This window comes from Bacillus sp. ISL-35 (genome assembly GCF_018613355.1).
In the GTDB taxonomy this organism is placed as follows: domain Bacteria; phylum Bacillota; class Bacilli; order Bacillales; family Cytobacillaceae; genus Mesobacillus.
The window spans coordinates 480,124-497,488 of the sequence record NZ_JAGGQK010000002.1 but is presented as its reverse complement, the minus strand read 5'-3'; the positions used below and the strand labels follow the sequence as shown (position 1 = coordinate 497,488).

At 45.1% G+C, this 17,365-nt stretch carries 13 protein-coding genes; all 13 read right to left on the bottom strand.

The annotated features are described in order from the left end of the window. Positions 1-219: 219 nt before the first annotated feature. A complete protein-coding gene (gene murB / locus J7E38_RS05665) occupies positions 220-1,128 on the bottom strand; it encodes a UDP-N-acetylmuramate dehydrogenase (protein ID WP_214703837.1) in 909 nt (302 codons plus the stop codon). 64 nt (positions 1,129-1,192) lie between these two features. Further along, complete coding sequence (gene murG / locus J7E38_RS05660) at positions 1,193-2,287, bottom strand: undecaprenyldiphospho-muramoylpentapeptide beta-N-acetylglucosaminyltransferase (protein ID WP_214703833.1); 1,095 nt, start codon at positions 2,285-2,287, stop codon at positions 1,193-1,195. 365 nt (positions 2,288-2,652) lie between these two features. Then, positions 2,653-3,753 (bottom strand): stage V sporulation protein E, encoded by a 1,101-nt coding sequence (spoVE, locus tag J7E38_RS05655; RefSeq protein ID WP_214703832.1) that lies wholly within the window; start codon positions 3,751-3,753, stop codon positions 2,653-2,655. Between the two features lie 100 nt (positions 3,754-3,853). Continuing rightward, a complete protein-coding gene (gene murD, locus J7E38_RS05650; protein WP_214703829.1) occupies positions 3,854-5,206 on the bottom strand; it encodes a UDP-N-acetylmuramoyl-L-alanine--D-glutamate ligase in 1,353 nt (450 codons plus the stop codon). Next, the gene (gene mraY, locus J7E38_RS05645; protein ID WP_214703826.1) at positions 5,207-6,181 is read right to left on the bottom strand and encodes a phospho-N-acetylmuramoyl-pentapeptide-transferase; all 975 of its coding nucleotides are present in this window, start codon (positions 6,179-6,181) and stop codon (positions 5,207-5,209) included. It abuts the gene before it with no gap. 1 nt (position 6,182) lies between these two features. Continuing rightward, positions 6,183-6,632, bottom strand: a complete 450-nt coding sequence (locus J7E38_RS05640) for a hypothetical protein (RefSeq protein ID WP_214703823.1) — start codon at positions 6,630-6,632, stop codon at positions 6,183-6,185. Position 6,633: 1 nt separating this feature from the next. Then, positions 6,634-8,094, bottom strand: a complete 1,461-nt coding sequence (locus tag J7E38_RS05635) for a UDP-N-acetylmuramoyl-L-alanyl-D-glutamate--2,6-diaminopimelate ligase (protein WP_214703815.1) — start codon at positions 8,092-8,094, stop codon at positions 6,634-6,636. Positions 8,095-8,433: 339 nt separating this feature from the next. Continuing rightward, positions 8,434-10,347, bottom strand: coding sequence for a stage V sporulation protein D (locus tag J7E38_RS05630; protein ID WP_214703806.1), 1,914 nt, complete (start codon positions 10,345-10,347; stop codon positions 8,434-8,436). 995 nt (positions 10,348-11,342) lie between these two features. After that, the gene (locus tag J7E38_RS05625; RefSeq protein WP_214703804.1) at positions 11,343-13,556 is read right to left on the bottom strand and encodes a penicillin-binding protein; all 2,214 of its coding nucleotides are present in this window, start codon (positions 13,554-13,556) and stop codon (positions 11,343-11,345) included. After that, positions 13,556-13,924, bottom strand: coding sequence for a cell division protein FtsL (gene ftsL, locus J7E38_RS05620; RefSeq protein WP_214703791.1), 369 nt, complete (start codon positions 13,922-13,924; stop codon positions 13,556-13,558). Before ftsL ends, J7E38_RS05625 begins: the two co-directional genes overlap by 1 nt. 34 nt (positions 13,925-13,958) lie before the next feature. Next, on the bottom strand, positions 13,959-14,897 hold the full coding sequence (gene rsmH / locus J7E38_RS05615) for a 16S rRNA (cytosine(1402)-N(4))-methyltransferase RsmH (protein WP_215038211.1): 939 nt from the start codon (positions 14,895-14,897) through the stop codon (positions 13,959-13,961). 57 nt (positions 14,898-14,954) lie between these two features. Continuing rightward, positions 14,955-15,386: a division/cell wall cluster transcriptional repressor MraZ gene (mraZ, locus tag J7E38_RS05610; protein ID WP_102262102.1), complete on the bottom strand. Its 432-nt coding sequence runs from the start codon at positions 15,384-15,386 to the stop codon at positions 14,955-14,957. A gap of 342 nt (positions 15,387-15,728) precedes the next feature. Next, positions 15,729-17,363 (bottom strand): bacillithiol biosynthesis cysteine-adding enzyme BshC, encoded by a 1,635-nt coding sequence (bshC, locus tag J7E38_RS05605; RefSeq protein WP_214703785.1) that lies wholly within the window; start codon positions 17,361-17,363, stop codon positions 15,729-15,731. Between the last annotated feature and the right edge of the window lie 2 nt (positions 17,364-17,365).

Sequence of the window (17,365 nt, the reverse complement as noted above, 5' to 3'; positions counted from 1 at the left end):
TCCCCTCTTTAATCGGCTGAACCCATTCCTTAAAAGATAACGTCTATCAATACAGTCTTGCAGGTTAAAGCCATCATTTATCGTACATCATCAGTAAGGTGTCTTGTCCATTAATATCGTAGGAAAGACCAACGGCACGAGGTATTTCCATGCCGTCTCTGCATCCTAATCTAATGACATATTATATCACAAAATCTGACAACCCGAACCAATTTCCTGCTATTTCCGTCCGATAATTTCTACTTCTGTCTCCATTTTCACACCATGTAAATCCAGGACTGTATCCTTAACATGCTGAATCAGGCCGAGTACATCCTCAGCTTTGGCGTTGCCTTTATTTACAATGAAGTTTGCATGGAGCTCGGAGATTTGTGCACCGCCGATTTGATGCCCCTTCAGGCCCGATTTTTCAATTAAATTACCCGCGTGGTCAGGAAGGGGATTCCTGAAAACACTGCCGCAGCTTGGATAATTATATGGCTGGGTCTCTTTGCGATAATCCTTGTTTTTCTGAAGATCTGCCACGATTTTCTCCTTGTTTCCTTCCTTCAGCTGGAAAACCGCAGCGACGACGATTCCAGGACGCTCCTTTTGGAGGACTGAGGTCCGGTAAGAAAACTTCATCTCTTCATTCGAGAGCCACTCAAGGGTGCCATCCTCGAACAAGACATATGCTTTCTCAAGAATTTGGGAGATGTCTGAACCGTGGGCGCCTGCGTTCATATATACAGCGCCTCCGATCGAGCCCGGGATGCCTCCGGCGAATTCTAGTCCGGAAAGCCCTTTACGGCTGATGGTGATCGCAAAGTTCACAAGTGAAAGTCCACCCCCAGCAGTGACTCTTGTGCCTTCAATCTCCAAATCATCCAGCCCAGAGCCAAGTTTCATAACTGCGCCTTCAATCCCTTTATCCGATACAAGAAGATTTGACCCTCTCCCGATCACCGTCAATTTAACTCCAGATTCCTTGATGGCTTCTACTGCCTTTTTCAGGTTTTCTATTGACGAAGGCTCAATAAGTATGTCTGCGGGACCGCCAATTTTCATTGATGTATGGTTCGCGAGCGGCTCGTTTTCCTTAACCGTTCCGATATTCATTTCTCTAAGTTTGCTAGCCAGATCCTTCATAAATTATCTTCCTTTCACGATACAGCCTTTATTCAACCAGTTTATGCAGCTCCATTCCTATAGGCTACTTTGCGGCCAGTTCCTCCATCAAACGATAGAGCCTTTGGGCAGCATCTGGTATACCGAGTTTCTTTGCTGCTTTTTTCATATCAGCAAGTTTCTGTTCCTGCCCGAGAATCTGGTCAATACCCTCAACCAGCTTCGGCCCAGTCAGGTCTTTTTCAAGCAGCAGGCGTGCTGCTCCGTTCTCACTTAATGCCCGTGCATTCTTTTCCTGGTGGTTGTCTGTTACGTATGGGCTAGGAATCAGTATGCTCGGTATTCCCAGAGATGTCAGTTCAGCTAGTGTAGTCGCTCCAGCTCTTGCTACCGTCAAATCAACACCGGCCAGCACTTCAGGCATATTGTGTATGAATGGCTTGATAATCACGTTTACTGGATTCCCAACCAGTTCCACTTCTTTCTGGACTTCTTCAAAATGCACATCACCAGTTACATATAATACTTGATATGGTTTACTGCTTAATTCTGTCAGGCTTTTGACTACCGCCTCATTAATCGGCCTGGCACCTCTGCTTCCTCCGAAGATCAGCACAGTCGGCACCTTAAGCTTAAGCCCTGCAGACAGCCTCCCCTTGATTCCATCCTGTCCCAACACTTCAGACGCGCGGGGATTGCCTGTCAATTCGACCTTTTGTTCCGGAAAAAACTGCCTTGCTTCCTCGAAGCAGATGGCAACCTTATCAACGTAACGGCTCAAGAATTTATTGGTCAAACCTGGTACGCTGTTTTGTTCATGGACAATTGTTGGTATGCCCATTTTGGCGGCTGCATAGACAACCGGGCCACACACATAGCCTCCTGTGCCAATGACAACATCAGGGTTAAATTCCTTCAGCATTTTTTTACTATCCCTTACGCCCTTCAGGAATCGCAGCACCGTTTTTACATTTTCAAAAGAAAGTTTCCGTTTGAAGCCTGTGATATGTATTGACTTAAAAGGGATCTTCTCCCTCGGCACGAGCTTGCTTTCGAGACCCTTTTCTGTTCCTATGTAAAGAAACTCAACATTTTCATCCTTTTTTTGAATCTCCCTGATTAGTGCAAGCGCAGGATAAATATGTCCTCCTGTACCGCCGCCGCTAACTGCAATCTTCATTTTCCACACCTCAGCAACTTATCTCTTTTTTGAATTGCTGTCAATCACGCATTTGACCGCCACTTTCGGCAGCAGCTCCGAGCGCAATGACAGAAATAATCGTCAAAAGTGCCCATAAAAAGGCACTCCCCGGTTTTACCCTATTCTACTATATTCTAAACTGTAGAACAGTTTTTTAAGATATTGTTATTTAAATGTAATATAGCATGAACATAGGCATATTCCTAACATATTCATCGTTCATGTCCGATTTTCCGGGATTCTTTTTCAGTCTTGATACACTAACCGTAAAATCAGGTATTCCATAATGAAAAATCACCACAAATAAAAGACCCTGTAATCAGGGTCTTTATCATGTGTTCAGCTTAATACCTTGAGTGACGGCTAATATTCAACAGCACTCCAACCGCCATCAGCATCAATGTAAGGGAAGAGCCCCCATAGCTCAGGAATGGTAGTGTGATCCCTGTTACAGGCATAAGGCCCGTAACAACCCCGATATTGATCATGACCTGGATGGCGATCATCGCGATGATCCCAGTCGCAAGAAATGTACCGAACAAATCCGGTGCACCGAGCGCAATCCTGATGCCCCTCCAGAGGAGTAAAGAGAATAAGAGAAGAATCAATGATCCTCCAATGAATCCGAGCTCTTCAGCCAGAATCGCAAAGATAAAATCCGTCTGTGGTTCCGGGAGATAAAAGAATTTTTGCCGGCTTTGTCCCAGCCCCAGTCCGAACAATCCTCCGGGCCCTATGGCATAGAGTGATTGAATCATTTGAAACCCGCTTCCCAGTGGGTCCTGCCATGGGTCAAGAAAGGAAGTGATCCGTTTGATTCTGTAAGGCGCAGAGGCTATTAAGCCGACAAAACCGGCGACACCAAGGAGACCAAGTCCCACGAAATGACTGATTCTTGCTCCGGCGATAAAAATGATGACAACTGAAGTGCCGACCATCACTGTTCCTGTACCCAGATCCGGCTGCAGCATAATCAGGCCAAATGCCAAAAAGACAAGCCCCAGCGAGGGCACAAGACCTCTTTTAAAAGAGGTAATTGCCTTCTGGTTCTCCGACAAAAATTTCGCGAGGAAGGCAATCATCGCAATTTTCATGAATTCGGATGGCTGGACCGAAAAAGCGCCTACGCCAATCCAGCTCCTTGAGCCATTCCGTACATTCCCGATCCCGGGGATTAATACCAGGACCAACAGGACAAAACAGACAATCAGGATGACCTTTGACCATGTCCGCCACGTCCAGTAGTCAATATTCATGATAAAAAACATCGCAATGATTCCGACCCCCGCAAACAGCATTTGCCGTTTCGCAAAAAAGAAAGAGTCATTAAACTTATAGTCTGCCCAGACAGCACTTGAACTGTAAACCATGATCAGTCCCACAGTCAAAAGTGCAAAGGTTACAATCATCAGGAATATGTCTGGAGTCGATTTTTTCGTTGGCAAAGCAATACACCTCGGCTGTATGATTTAGGGCTCATATGCCGCTTCCCATCCAGCCTGCATGAGGCCAGGCAACCTGAGTCATGTTGTTCAAGACAAGCCCTTACTTAAGCTTATGCACGGCCTCGATAAACATGTCTCCCCTGACTTCAAAAGTTTTATATTGGTCCCAGCTGGCACATGCCGGTGAGAGCAGAATGACATCTCCGGGTACTGAATGTTCGAACGCCACGGGAACGGCCTTTTCCACATTATCGACGCGGAGAATCGTTTTTATTCCTGCCTCATGTCCAGCCTGTCCCACTTTTTCAGCAGTCTCTCCAAAAGTAATCAATACCTTGACGTTTTTTAACGAGGGGACAAGTTGATCAAAGGAATTCCCTCTGTCCAGACCGCCGGCAAGCAATACGATTGGGTCATCAAAAGCTGCCAGGGCATTTTCGGTTGCCAGTATATTCGTTGCTTTCGAGTCATTATAAAACTTCCGTCCGGCGTTACTGCCGACATATTGAAGTCTGTGGCGGACTCCAGCAAAGGTTGTAAGCACTTTGAAAATCGCTTCTTGATCCGCTCCTGATAGCAAAGTTGCCGCAACAGCTGACAAGATATTCTCCAGATTATGCTTACCAGGTAAAACAATATCCTTTGTTTCAATGATTTGCTCCCCATTGAAACAAACCCATCCATCCTTCACATAAGCCCCGCTGTCCAAGACTTCTTTCGTCGAAAAAGGCACGATTTGAGCTTTTGAAGCGCGTGCGATGTTCATGACTTCTTCCTGATCAGCGTTCACGATCAAGTAGTCCTCTTCAGTCTGGTTCTTCGTGATCAACGCTTTCGCTGCAATATATTCTTCTCTTGTCCCATGATAATCAAGATGTGCATCGTACAAATTGGTAATCACGGCAATCTTTGGCTTGAATGTGTCGATACCCATTAATTGAAATGAGGAAAGCTCAATGACAATCGTATTTTCCTCTGTTGCTTCCTGGGCAACACCTGATGCAACCGTGCCGATATTCCCGGCAATCAGCGGTTGTTTTTTGCCGGCTTCGAGCATTTCAAAAATCAAAGTTGTTGTCGTGGTTTTCCCGTTTGTTCCCGTGATTCCTACAAGTGGCGCCTCTGATATCTGGTAGGCCAGCTCAACCTCGGTAATGACAGGGATCCCGTTTTCTTCCGCCTTTTGGATCATTGGATTGTAATACGGGATGCCGGGATTCTTGACGACCAGTTCGAATCCTTCATCCATCAATTCAATCGGATGGCTTCCGCAGACCACCTTGATTCCCTGTTCAAGCAGTCCCTGTGCTTCGGGATTTTCCGATAATGGCTTGCTGTCATTAACTGTAACGAAAGCGCCTAGTTTATGTAGCAGAGCCGCAGCACTGACTCCGCTCTTGGCAAGGCCAAGTACAAGAATTTTTTTATGTTGATATGTTTTAATATGTTTCATCTAGATCCACACCTCAATATAAATTCCAAGGATTGCGAAAAGCAGGCCGACAGTCCAGAATGTCACAACAACCCGCCATTCCGACCAGCCAATCAATTCATAGTGGTGGTGAAGCGGACTCATCCGGAAAATCCTTTTTCCTGTTGTCTTGAATGAAATAACCTGAAGGATCACGGATAATGTTTCGATGACAAAGATTCCGCCAATGATGATCAGGATAATTTCAAGCTTAGCCAGGATGGCAACAGTTGCAATCGCACCACCCAGGGCAAGTGAACCGGTGTCACCCATGAACACTTTTGCAGGATGTGCGTTGAATACAAGAAAACCTAGAACAGCACCAACAACTGCAACAGAAAAAATCGACAGCTCATATTGCGATTGGTTCCATGCCAGGACAGCAAAAGCACCAAATGCAATGGCTGCCGTACCGGAAACCAGCCCGTCAAGCCCGTCCGTCAGGTTAACAGCATTTGAGAAACCGACCATCCAAAAAATAATGAACAGCGCGTATCCCCAACCAAGATCAAAAGAAAGACCGGTTAACGGGATACTGACTACTGTCGATAATTCACTTTGGTTGAAAATGAAGAAAAAGATAACGGAAATAATAATTTGACCAAGCAATTTTTGCTTGGAAGTCAAACCAAGGTTCCGCTTCATGACGACTTTGATAAAATCGTCCATGAAACCAAGGAGTCCGAACCCTAATGTAACAAATAGCAAAAGATAGGTTTCCACAGTGGGCTGCGAGAACTTTCCTGTCATAACAAGTGTCGTGATTGTGATGGAAATTAAAATCATGACACCGCCCATTGTCGGAGTTCCTGTCTTTTTCTGGTGTGATTTTGGCCCTTCCTCTCTGATGCTCTGGCCGAATTTAAGCCTTCTCAGGAAAGGAATAAATACTGGCGAAAGCAAGACCGTTATTAGAAAACCCATTAATATTGTGAAAAAGATAACTTGCTCCAGCATTCTATTCCTCACCTGCCTTGCTTATATTGCCGCCAAATCCATTGATTTTTTCGGCCATCACAGCTATATCATATGTTTCATCCGTTTCATTAAGAAGTCCTTTGTCAGGGAAAATGAATTTCGTTCTTTCCCTGGTTTCTTCGTGTTGTGTCAAATAGTTATAATATAAATTCATGATTTCCTCTAAGCCTTTCAAATGATCTTGTGCATAAAAAATCGGGAAGTGATTGGGAGCATATGACGGAACCTTTACTCCATCAGGCCATAGCGCTGCCACGGCACCATTCGAAATCGCTTCCTGTAAAGTTCCGGATTCTTCGGATACCGGAACAAACAGTCCCTTTGGCTGTTTGGCTCCTGCCTGGCTGCTTACCGTGTGAAAGCGGATCTTTTCTTCTTTTATTCCACTCACTTTCGAAAACAGTCTCGAAACATCCTGGTATGTCAGCATATTACCTCTCCTCTATCGCCTCGCGCGCTACAATCCTGTCATCGAAATCAAACGTTCTGTCTCCAATTTGCTGATACGTTTCATGTCCCTTTCCGGCAATCAGGATTACATCGCCTGCGCCGGCATTTTTGACAGCATGCTGGATCGCTTCTTTTCTGTCAATGATCGAAGTATAAACTTCACCCTTGACTCCTTCTTCCATATCCTTGATGATTTCTGCCGGCTCCTCACTGCGTGGGTTATCAGAGGTGAAGATGGCATCTGTTGAATACTCGCAGGCAATCTTCGCCATGATCGGCCGTTTAGTGCGGTCGCGATCCCCGCCGCAGCCAACCACACAAAAAATTCTTTTTTGCGCAAATTGCTGCACGGTCTTCAGGACGTTCTCCAGACTGTCTGGTGTGTGGGCATAGTCTACAATGACAGAGAAATCCTGTCCTGCATCAACCACTTCGAACCTTCCTGAGACTCCTTTGACACTTTCAACAGAGTCAATGATTGCCTCCAGCGAAATTCCGGATACAAGGGCAGCCCCAATGCTCGCAAGAACATTGTAGATGCTGAACTTGCCGATCAGCTGGATATTCACCTTTCTTACCCCAAATGGGCTTACCAAATCAAATGACGTTCCACTGGCAGTCATGGAGATATTCGTTGCCTGCAAGTCGGCATGATTGTCAATCCCGTAGGTCAATAAATGAGCAGTTGTCAGCATCGCGAATTCCTCGCTGGCCGGATCATCCGCATTCAATACCGCAAATTTCGGGTTTTCATGGTGGAAGGCATTGCCAAGCTGTGAAAACAGCAAGCCTTTTGCCTTCTTGTATTCTTCCATGGTTTTATGGTAATCGAGATGGTCCTGGGTCAAATTCGTAAAAACTGCAACATTATAGTCTGTACCATGGACACGGCCATAGACGAGTGCATGTGAGGATACCTCCATCACAGCTGTATCGACCTGTTCATCGACCATTTTCTTGAACGTCTTCTGCAGTGTCAAACTTTCCGGAGTGGTGTTCTTCACTTCAAATGTCTGTTCGCCAATCTTCGTGTACATTGTCCCGATCAAACCGGTTTTTTTTCCGGCATCCTTGAAAATCTTTTCAACAATATGGCTCGTCGTCGTTTTTCCGTTCGTCCCTGTAATCCCAACCATATGTAGCTTCTGGCTTGGCTGGCCGTAAAAAGCATCGGCAAGGACTGCCATCGCCCGCATGGTGTCCTTCACTACAATCACCGGGACATTGACAGGCAGCTCGCGCTCAGCAAGAACAGCTGCCGCCCCATTTTTTACAGCCGCCCCGGCAAAATCATGGCCATCAACTGTATAGCCTTTAATGCATATGAATAAACTTCCCGGATTCACACGGCGGTTATCATTTTCAATCGAAGTAATCTCGGGATTTTCTCCCTTGTAATCCACGAAAGGGTGCAAATACCCGATCAATTCGTGTAATTTCATAAATATCAAATCCTCTCAAACAACATGGCGACTCTTATTTTACATGATTAGGCTAAAATTAGCCATTGTTGAGGTGAAAAGTATAAGCCCTTTTTATCGATGGCTCTTTACACCAAAGTTGAAAAACAGTTCCGGATTTTTTAAGAATATTTCCGCATCTCCACTTTAGCAACATATTCTGACAAACAGTATTCCGGATCATTGTTCGAGAAGCAACACCCAGAGCCAAAACAGAGCAAATAGATAAGAGTTTAATTGGGTTCAGCATGCAAAAGCAGCGGCGGATCTCGATCCTGCCGCCGCCTGCTATCGTCTGTTCAGTAAGAAACCGAATTCGGGTCAATCATTCATATATACCCTAATCGTGGATCCTTCCTTGATTTTCACTCCAGGTGAAGGAAGCTGTTTGACCACTTTCTCCCCATCTCCTGCGATATCAAGTTTAAAATTGATCAATTGCTGTCTGAGTTCTGACTTGGAGAGACCAATCAGGTCAGGAACTTCCACCATTGGTGTATCCAGCCATGTGAGTTCTTTCTCGATTTGATCCTTTCTCGGCGGGACCTCCATCGCCCTAAGGCTATCTTCCATGATATCGCCAACAATCGGAGCGGCTACAACACCACCGAACTGGACGGTGCCCTTTGGGTTGTCTACAGCAACATAGATTACAATTTGCGGGTCGTCCGCAGGTGCAAAGCCTATGAAGGAAACGATATGGTTATTTTCCAGATAACGTCCATCTTTTGCTTTTTGTGCTGTCCCTGTCTTGCCGCCAACCCTGTACGAATCTACATATGCATTTTTACCAGAGCCCTTCGCAACGACACTCTCAAGCGCATGCCTGATTTCCTTCGAGGTTTCTTCTGAAATGACTCTTCTTTTCTCCTGAGGAGTCTTTCTCATCACAACTTCCCCGGTAATCGGATCAATCAATTCTTTGGCAATATACGGTGTATAAAGTATACCGCCATTCACCGCTGCTGAAACCGCAGCAACCTGCTGAATCGGTGTAACCGATACACCCTGACCGAACGCCGTGGTTGCCTGTTCGATCGGTCCAACCCTATCCAGGTTAAAAAGAATTCCCTTGCCTTCTCCCTGGAGGTCGATTCCCGTTTTTTCGCCAAATCCAAAATCCTTTACATATTTGAAGAGTTTTTCTTTTCCGAGTCTGTCCCCGAGCTCGACAAATCCAGGGTTGCATGAATTCTCGACAACTTCAAGGAAAGACTGGCTTCCGTGACCACCCTTTTTCCAGCAGCGGATCCTCGCTCCCGCTACCTCTACGGAACCTGAATCATGGAAATGATCCTTTTCAAGATCGACCTTTCCTTCCTGAAGTGCAGCTGCGAGCGTAACAATCTTGAACGTCGATCCGGGTTCATAGGTACTCCAAATCGGCAAGTTCCTGTTATACACTTCAGGCGGAACATTGCGGAAATTAGCAGGATCAAAATCCGGTCTGCTGGACATCGCCAGGATTTCCCCGTTTTTAGGGTTCATCGCAATCGCAATGATCCCATCTGGGTTGTATTTCGCCTGAGCAATATCCAATTCCCTTTCGACAATGGTCTGGACCCTGCTGTCGATCGTCAGCTTCAGATCGAGCCCGTCCACCGGCGGCTCGTAATCATCCGCCATATTGTGCATCCGCTGCTGTTTTGCGTCCGCATAAAATTGTACCGATCCCTTTTTCCCTTTTAACTCCTTATCATAGTAGCGCTCGAGTCCCATCAAACCCTGGTTATCAACCCCAGCAAATCCGAGTACATGGGATAGATAGCTTCCATACGGATAATGACGTTTTGAATCTTCCCCGATATAAACACCTTTAATATCCAACGCCCTGATTTCTTTCGCTTTTTCATGGGAGATTTTCCTTCCCTCTGGTATTCTCTCGATCATCGCTTTTTTAGTGATATGCTGGAGGGCCTTTTCCTTCGGCATATCCAATGCCTTGGCCAATAATTCAGCTGCCGCCTCAGGATCCTTCACCTGTCGGGGCACCACATAGACAGTCGGGGCACTGATATTCGTTGCCAGCGCGACACCATTCCTGTCCGTAATTTCTCCGCGTTGAGGTTCGAATGGGACATTCCTGCTCCACGAGTCCTTCGCCTTTCCTGTCAAAAAATCACCAAGCATAAACTGTACATAGCCAAGCCGGACATCTATGATGAAAAACACCAAGATCCCGATCAGCAGAACGAGAGCCAGCCTTTTTCTGACCGTCACATTTGATACACGCATATATTGAACGAACCTCCTCCTAAAATTGTTCCGTTGAAAACCATGACACTCGTTCAAATATATGCTTGTACGATTTTGATTATAACAAGAAGTCGAGACAAGCTTGGGCGGATGCAGCATCAGGAGGTGCTTTGGATTGATTTTGTGATAGAGGGCGGGGTTTGGGGTGAACCTGGGGTTACTTCGGACAACTTTATTGCTTACCGTTGAAAAGCTGTCCGAACTTGCGGCTACTTCGGACAACTTTACTGCTTACCGTTGAAAAGCCGTCCGAACCTGTGGCTACTTCGGACAACTTTTGCGGTTACCGTTGGAAAGCTGTCCGAACTAGAGGCTACTTCAGACAACTTTTGTGCTTACGGTTGAAAAGCTGTCCGAACTTACGGCTACTTCGGATAACTTTCGTGCTTACCGTTGAAAAGCTGTCCGAACTTGTGGCTACTTCGGACAACTTTTGCGGTTACCGTTGGAAAGCTGTCAGAATCATAGGCTACTTCGGACAACTTTCGTGCTTACCGTTGAAAAGCTGTCCGAACCAGAGGCTACTTCAGACAACTTTTGTGCTGACAGGCGAAAAGCTGTCCGAACCAGAGGCTACTTCGGACAACTTTCGTGCTTACCGTTGAAAAGCTGTCCCAACCAGTGGCTACTTCGGTCAACTTTTGTGCTGACAGGCGAAAAGCTGTCCGAACCAGAGGCTACTTCGGACAACTTTCGTGCTTACCGTTGAAAAGCTGTCCGAACCAGAGGCTGCTTCGGTCAACTTTTGTGCTGACAGGCGAAAAGCTGTCCTAACTAGAGGCTACCTCGGACAACTCCTGTGATTGCCGGCTGGTTTTTGTCTGAACCTGAACCCGGACCTACTTCGGTCAATTTTTTTTAGTTTAGTCCGTATTCAGGCCCACTTAGGACTCCTAGGCTATAACAAGCATCATTTTGTCTGATCCTTAGGCTCCCTCTACCAACTGCCCACAAAAAAAAAACAGAGGAAGGGCTCAGCCGCCAACTTCCTCTGTTTCTTCATTATCTTCTTCTTTTTTTAAGGAGTTCTCGAATTGCTGCAGCGGTGTTTCGAGCTGAACAATGAGGTTTTCTCCTTCATTTATTGGCAAACCTGGTTTCAGGCTCTGTTTTGTTACATATCCGCTACCAGCTTTATTCAACTTAACTCCAGTTAGTTGAGCGAGCTTCATGACATCCCTTAGCGACCAGTCTGTCAGGTCAGGATATGTCATGACTCCAGAAGCTTTAATGATGATTTTTTCGCCTTCAAGCGCTACGATGTCACCACTTGGCAATTGCTTCTGCACTTGATTCCCATCACCAATGACAACAGTCTCAAACCCTTTGGACTCAAGCAGCTTCTTTGCTTCACCGGGTTCCATTCCTGTTACATCGGGAACCGGGCTGGAATCGGCTTTTTCCATAGAGGCAGGCTTGATATTCAAGTATTGGAGGCTGCTTTGCATTACAGGTTTAAAGATCATGGAAGTCGGAATGGAACCTTTAAAATAATGGTCGATTTCCGGCTGCTGGACAGCGACGTAGACAATCAGCTTAGGATCGTCCTTTGGAGCCATCCCGAGAAATGAAAACAGGTAATTACTTTCACCGCTCAGATATTTTCCGTTTTCCGTAATATTGGCGGTTCCGGTTTTTCCGGCAACCTCATATCCATCGATTGCGTATGACTTTCCTGTACCATGCTCACCCGTTACAACAGTACCTAATACTTCTCTTACTTCCTTCGCAGTCTCAGCTGAAATCGGCTGGCCAACCGACTTGGGCTCTTCTTGTTTGATGACCTCACCAGTATTTGGATCAACAATCTTGTCTATCACTCTCGGTTTCATCATTTTCCCATCATTTGCTACTGCGGTTGCAGCCTGGATTAATTGTATAGGTGTAAACGTCGATCCCTGGCCATAAGCGACTGTTGCTTTTTCAACCGGCCATTTATACTGAATTTTACCAACAGCTTCGTTTGGGAGGTCAATGCCTGTCGGCTGATCAAAACCAAAATCAGTCAAGTATTCCCGAAATTTATCCGTACCGATTTTTTCATTAACAAGCTTTGCAACCGCAACATTTGAAGATCGTTGTAAGCCTTCCAGATAAGTAATCGTCCCCCATCCCTGCCGGTTGTTATGATCTCCAATAGGGACCGAGTTCTCAGTAACTTTATAGGACCCTGATTTATATAGTTCATTCGGATTCCATTTCTTCTCTTGAACTGCCGCTGCAAGAGTGAAAATCTTCATTGTCGATCCCGGCTCTATTGGTGTTTCAACAATCTCATTATGCCAGCTTTTATCCAAACCTTCCCTTGTGGTCGGGTGGAAGCTTGGCCGCTGTGCCATCGCCAGGATGTCACCTGTTTTCGGGTCAGCAACAACAGCGAGGATTTTCTTTGGCTTATATTCTTTGTCTACCCGCTCAACAGCGTCTTCGACAAATGTCTGGATTTTTTTATCAATTGTTAAATAGATATCATGGCCATCCTTTGCCGGAGTCACTTTTTCTTTAGCATCCGGAAGCAGGAATCCCCATAAATCACTCTTGAAGTTGATAGACCCATTTTCACCAGTCAATTCATCGTTCAACGTTTTCTCAACGCCAAGTTTTCCGGTGGTAATCGTCTTTTTATCCTCTGTTTCTTCCTTCTCGACAAAGCCGACTAAATGGGATGAAAACATACCGTTCGGGTAAAATCTCTTGGAATCTCTTAAAAAAGTAATTCCCGGAAGCTTCTCATCTTCGATTTCCCGCTTTGTCTGATGGGAAATATCACGTCCAGCTTTACCGAATTCAACCTGCCATGCTTTTTCTTTTGTCAGCCTCTTGTATATATCCGATTCGCTCATATCGATATACTTCGCCAGTACAGCCGCTGTTTTTGCCGGGTCTTGCACGTGTTTTGGCTTCTTTTTATTCGTTGTCACCGATTTATCAAGGATGGCGACCAGCGTATAGGAAGTGGTGTCTTCTGCGACTACTTCGCCTTTGCGGTCAAAAATCGTGCCTCTGACAGCCTCAATCACTTTTTCATTGGAATATTTTTGTTGTGCTCTTGCTGCCAGTGCTTGTCCATGAACCTCACCTGTGACCTGGATGGAGACAAACCTGAAAATCAAGATAAAAAAGAGCAGGCTGAATATTACGAATAATACCGCTGCTCCTGCATTCATATTTGGCTGTTTCTTGATCATCAGTTTTCCACACCTTTAACATTGTTTTCATTCAATGTTAGGCCGAGCTTTTCTGTCACCTTTTTGATTCTTTCATAGGTACTTAATTCGCTAATCTGGACTTCAAGGTCACTATTAATCTTTTGCTGCTCCTGAATGTCGCCTTCAATAATCTGGATTTCTTTGTTGACTTCATAAATGGCTGCTTGTTTTGACACCATGAATGTTGCGCCGAAGCAGACGATTGCTCCGAAGACAAACATCAGGATTTTTTCACCGGGCGTTAAAATCGAATTTCTTTTTGCAGGTGCTTTTACCGGTGCTTTTGCTGGCGCCTGAACTGTACGATGCTGCTGTTCCTGCTGCAATTTTGTAGCCAGATTGCTCATCATTTTCCCTCCTGAAATTTTTATATTTTTATTATTACTTTTTTACTTTTTCAGCGATCCGCAGTTTTGCCGATCTTGCCCGGTTATTGAACTCGAGCTCTTCCTCTGATGGAAGGATTGGTTTTCTTGTAATCAGCTTCAATTTAGGCTGAAACTCATCAGGAATTATTGGCAGCCCAGGTGGAAGCGGCGGTGTTTCGCTCGCTTTTTTCAAGGTTACCTTACAAATCCTGTCTTCTAGTGAGTGGAAGGTGATGACACTGATCCTTCCTCCTACGGAAAGAAGTTCGATTGCCTGCTCTAGTGATTTTTCAAATACACCAAGTTCATCATTAACCGCGATCCTGACTGCCTGGAAAATTCTTTTGGCGGGATGGCCGCCTTTTCTCCTTGCAGGTGCAGGAATTGCATCTTTTATCAACTCGACAAGTTCACCAGTACTTTCAATTGCCTTGTTTTCGCGTGCAGCCTCAATCTTGCGGGCAATTTGCTTTGAGAATTTCTCTTCTCCGTACTGGAAAAAGATTTTGACCAATTTTTCATATGGCCATTCATTAATGACATCGTAAGCGGACAATGCTGCATCCTGGTCCATCCGCATATCAAGCGGAGCGTCGTGGTGGTAGCTGAAGCCGCGTTCCGGGGTATCCAGCTGCGGTGAGGAAACTCCCAAATCATAAAGAATTCCATCAACTTCTTCTACACCCAACTTTTCAAGCTCTTCCTGCAGATAAAGAAAATTGCTTTTAATGATTGTCAGCCTGTCGCCGTATGCTGCAAGCTTTTCTTTTGCATTTGCAATCGCGACATCGTCCTGGTCAAATGCGTATAGCTTTCCTTTTTCCGAAAGCCTGGACAAAATCAATTCACTGTGGCCTGCGCCACCGAGAGTGCAATCCACGTATGTACCGTCAGGCTTGATATTGAGCCCGTCTACTGTTTCTTCCAGTAAAACTGTTGTATGTTTGAACATCATGATCCACCTTTCCAATCGAGGAGCAGGTAATATTATATCAGAATAATGTTACCCTTAAATATCAAATCCAATCATATTTTCCGCAATTTCAGCAAAAGATTCCTCAGATTCTGCGAAATATTCTTCCCAGATGGCTTTGCTCCAAATTTCAATTCGATTGGAAACACCTAAAATCACACATTCTTTCTCAAGCTTGGCGTATTGCATCAGCGGGGAAGGAATATTGACTCTCCCCTGTTTGTCAATTTCACTCTCGGTAGCACCCGAAAAGAAAAAACGGGTAAATGCACGTGCATCTTTTTTAGTCAGCGGAAGTCCTTTGAGCTTTTCTTCGATCACTGACCATTCAGAAACGGGGTAACCAAATAAACACTGGTCAAGTCCACGGGTAAGAATGAACATTTCCCCAAGGTTTTCACGGACCTTGGCAGGGATGATCAATCGGCCTTTGCTATCCACATTATGATGGTATTCACCCATGAACATGCCACTACCCCCACTTTCTAAATACAATGTACCACATTCCCCCACTTTTCACCACCTTATTTTAAATATTCTATCCACCAACTTGAATTCCTTCGTCATTTCTTACTTTTTTTATTTTTTCATTATCAGCTGCTGGACAATCGAAGACTGCAAATGGACAGCACGATTCATTAATTGCACTGAAATCCTAGTCTACCTCGACTATTGCCCGTTGATTTAGACTCATTGCACCTTCATCCTTAATAATTAAGCGAAAACTCGCGAGAATTGCTCCTTCATCCGTATTTTGGAAACCAGCCCTGGACGAAAAATAAGCCCCATCCGAAAAGGATGGAGCCAATTTTACAATTTTATGATTTTATGGGTCCCGTCGAACCGATACTGCAGCTTTAATAATTCCGGAACCAGGTTCAAACCATACTTATTCAGGTAATAGAACGGATTCCATACTCTTTCCTGCGGCGCCCCGCCTGGTCTTAATGCATTCTCCACCCGCGAGAACTTTCGCAGGATATGGTCATTCTTTCGGCAGATTGCCTCTACAATTTTATCCTCCATGAACTTGATCTGATTCAGCAGGATGGATTCGTTCTTTTGCAGCAATGGCAATAAAACCGGATCGATTCCGTTTGATTTTTCACGGATGAGCTGATATTGATCTGACAGCATCCCTTTAACCTGACCGAATAACTCTTCTACTTCCCGATCCTTCAGTGAGTCGATGTATTTCAGTTCATGTCCGCCCGTACCTGAAATCAACACTTCTTTTAGATCCAGTTTCAATTCGTCAAGGTCGGATTCAATCGACCTTTCCAATAAGGTGATATTCAGCCTTGGGACAAGCGGAGGCATCTGGACACCGAAATGCTCGAAAACAAGTTTCAGCTCTGCCCAGTAGGCAATTTCTCCGGGACCGCCAATGAAGGCAAGCGTCGGGAAAAGCCATTCCTGCATTAACGGACGGGTAACGACATTATTGCTGAGTTTTTCCGGAAACTCATTCGCAATCTCCATCAGTTCATCATATGTGAAACTGACTTCGCCATTTTTACCTGCAAACCCTCCACTTTGTGGGTCAAATTGAAGCAAAATACGTTCATTTACATGTTCATCATAAAAAAACAGGTTCGCTGTATTTACATTGATATCAATCATATTAGAAAAGCCTGCCGCTTTGGTCTTTTCTTGCTGGCCAAGGACAGCGGAAGTGATTTCACGATGATTTTTAATTTGATTGATAAAATATTCTTTTTCAAGCTTGCGCAGGTCTTTATTCCCTGAATCAACAATCAGCAAGCCTGAATCCTTGAATAGCTCCATGATGATCGTGGCAAAAAAGTCCACGAACGATTCCGCTTTCTTCAATGATTCCAGGGCAAAGGATAATACTTCTTTCGTGTGTTTTGTTTCGCCGTAGGTTTCCATGATTTCCTCAACCCAGGAATAACACAGATCACGGTTGATACATACCTCGGAAATCATCTTTTTCTCGAGATTCTTTTCCGGGTAGACCCATTTCTCCTGCCTTTTGTCCTTCATGACGTAAACATGATTGACTTCCTGGTAGTCATGGTCTTCACCCGCAATCCAAAATACTGGTACAACCGGGACGCCAAGCTCCTGCTCTTTTTGTTCAGCAAGCTTGATGATTGATATCACTTTATGGATCGTATAGAGCGGCCCTGTCAAAATACCAGCCTGCTGGCCGCCAATGACGGCAACGCTGTTTTCCTTCCTGAGTTTCTCGATATTCTCAGCAATTCGATCAGACTCCGCATATCGTGACATGAATGTCTGAATATGGTCGGCAAGTTCCTGTCTCATGAAACTTCTATTTTTCAATTCATCCAATCGATGAACATATGAATTTTCGTCTGTAAAATTATAATGAAAGAACCTCTGAAGTTCAGGGCTCCCAGCAAGGTAATCTGTCGCAAACCGGTTCGCAGCCGGAAGTGAGAGATTCAACATCTCCATTA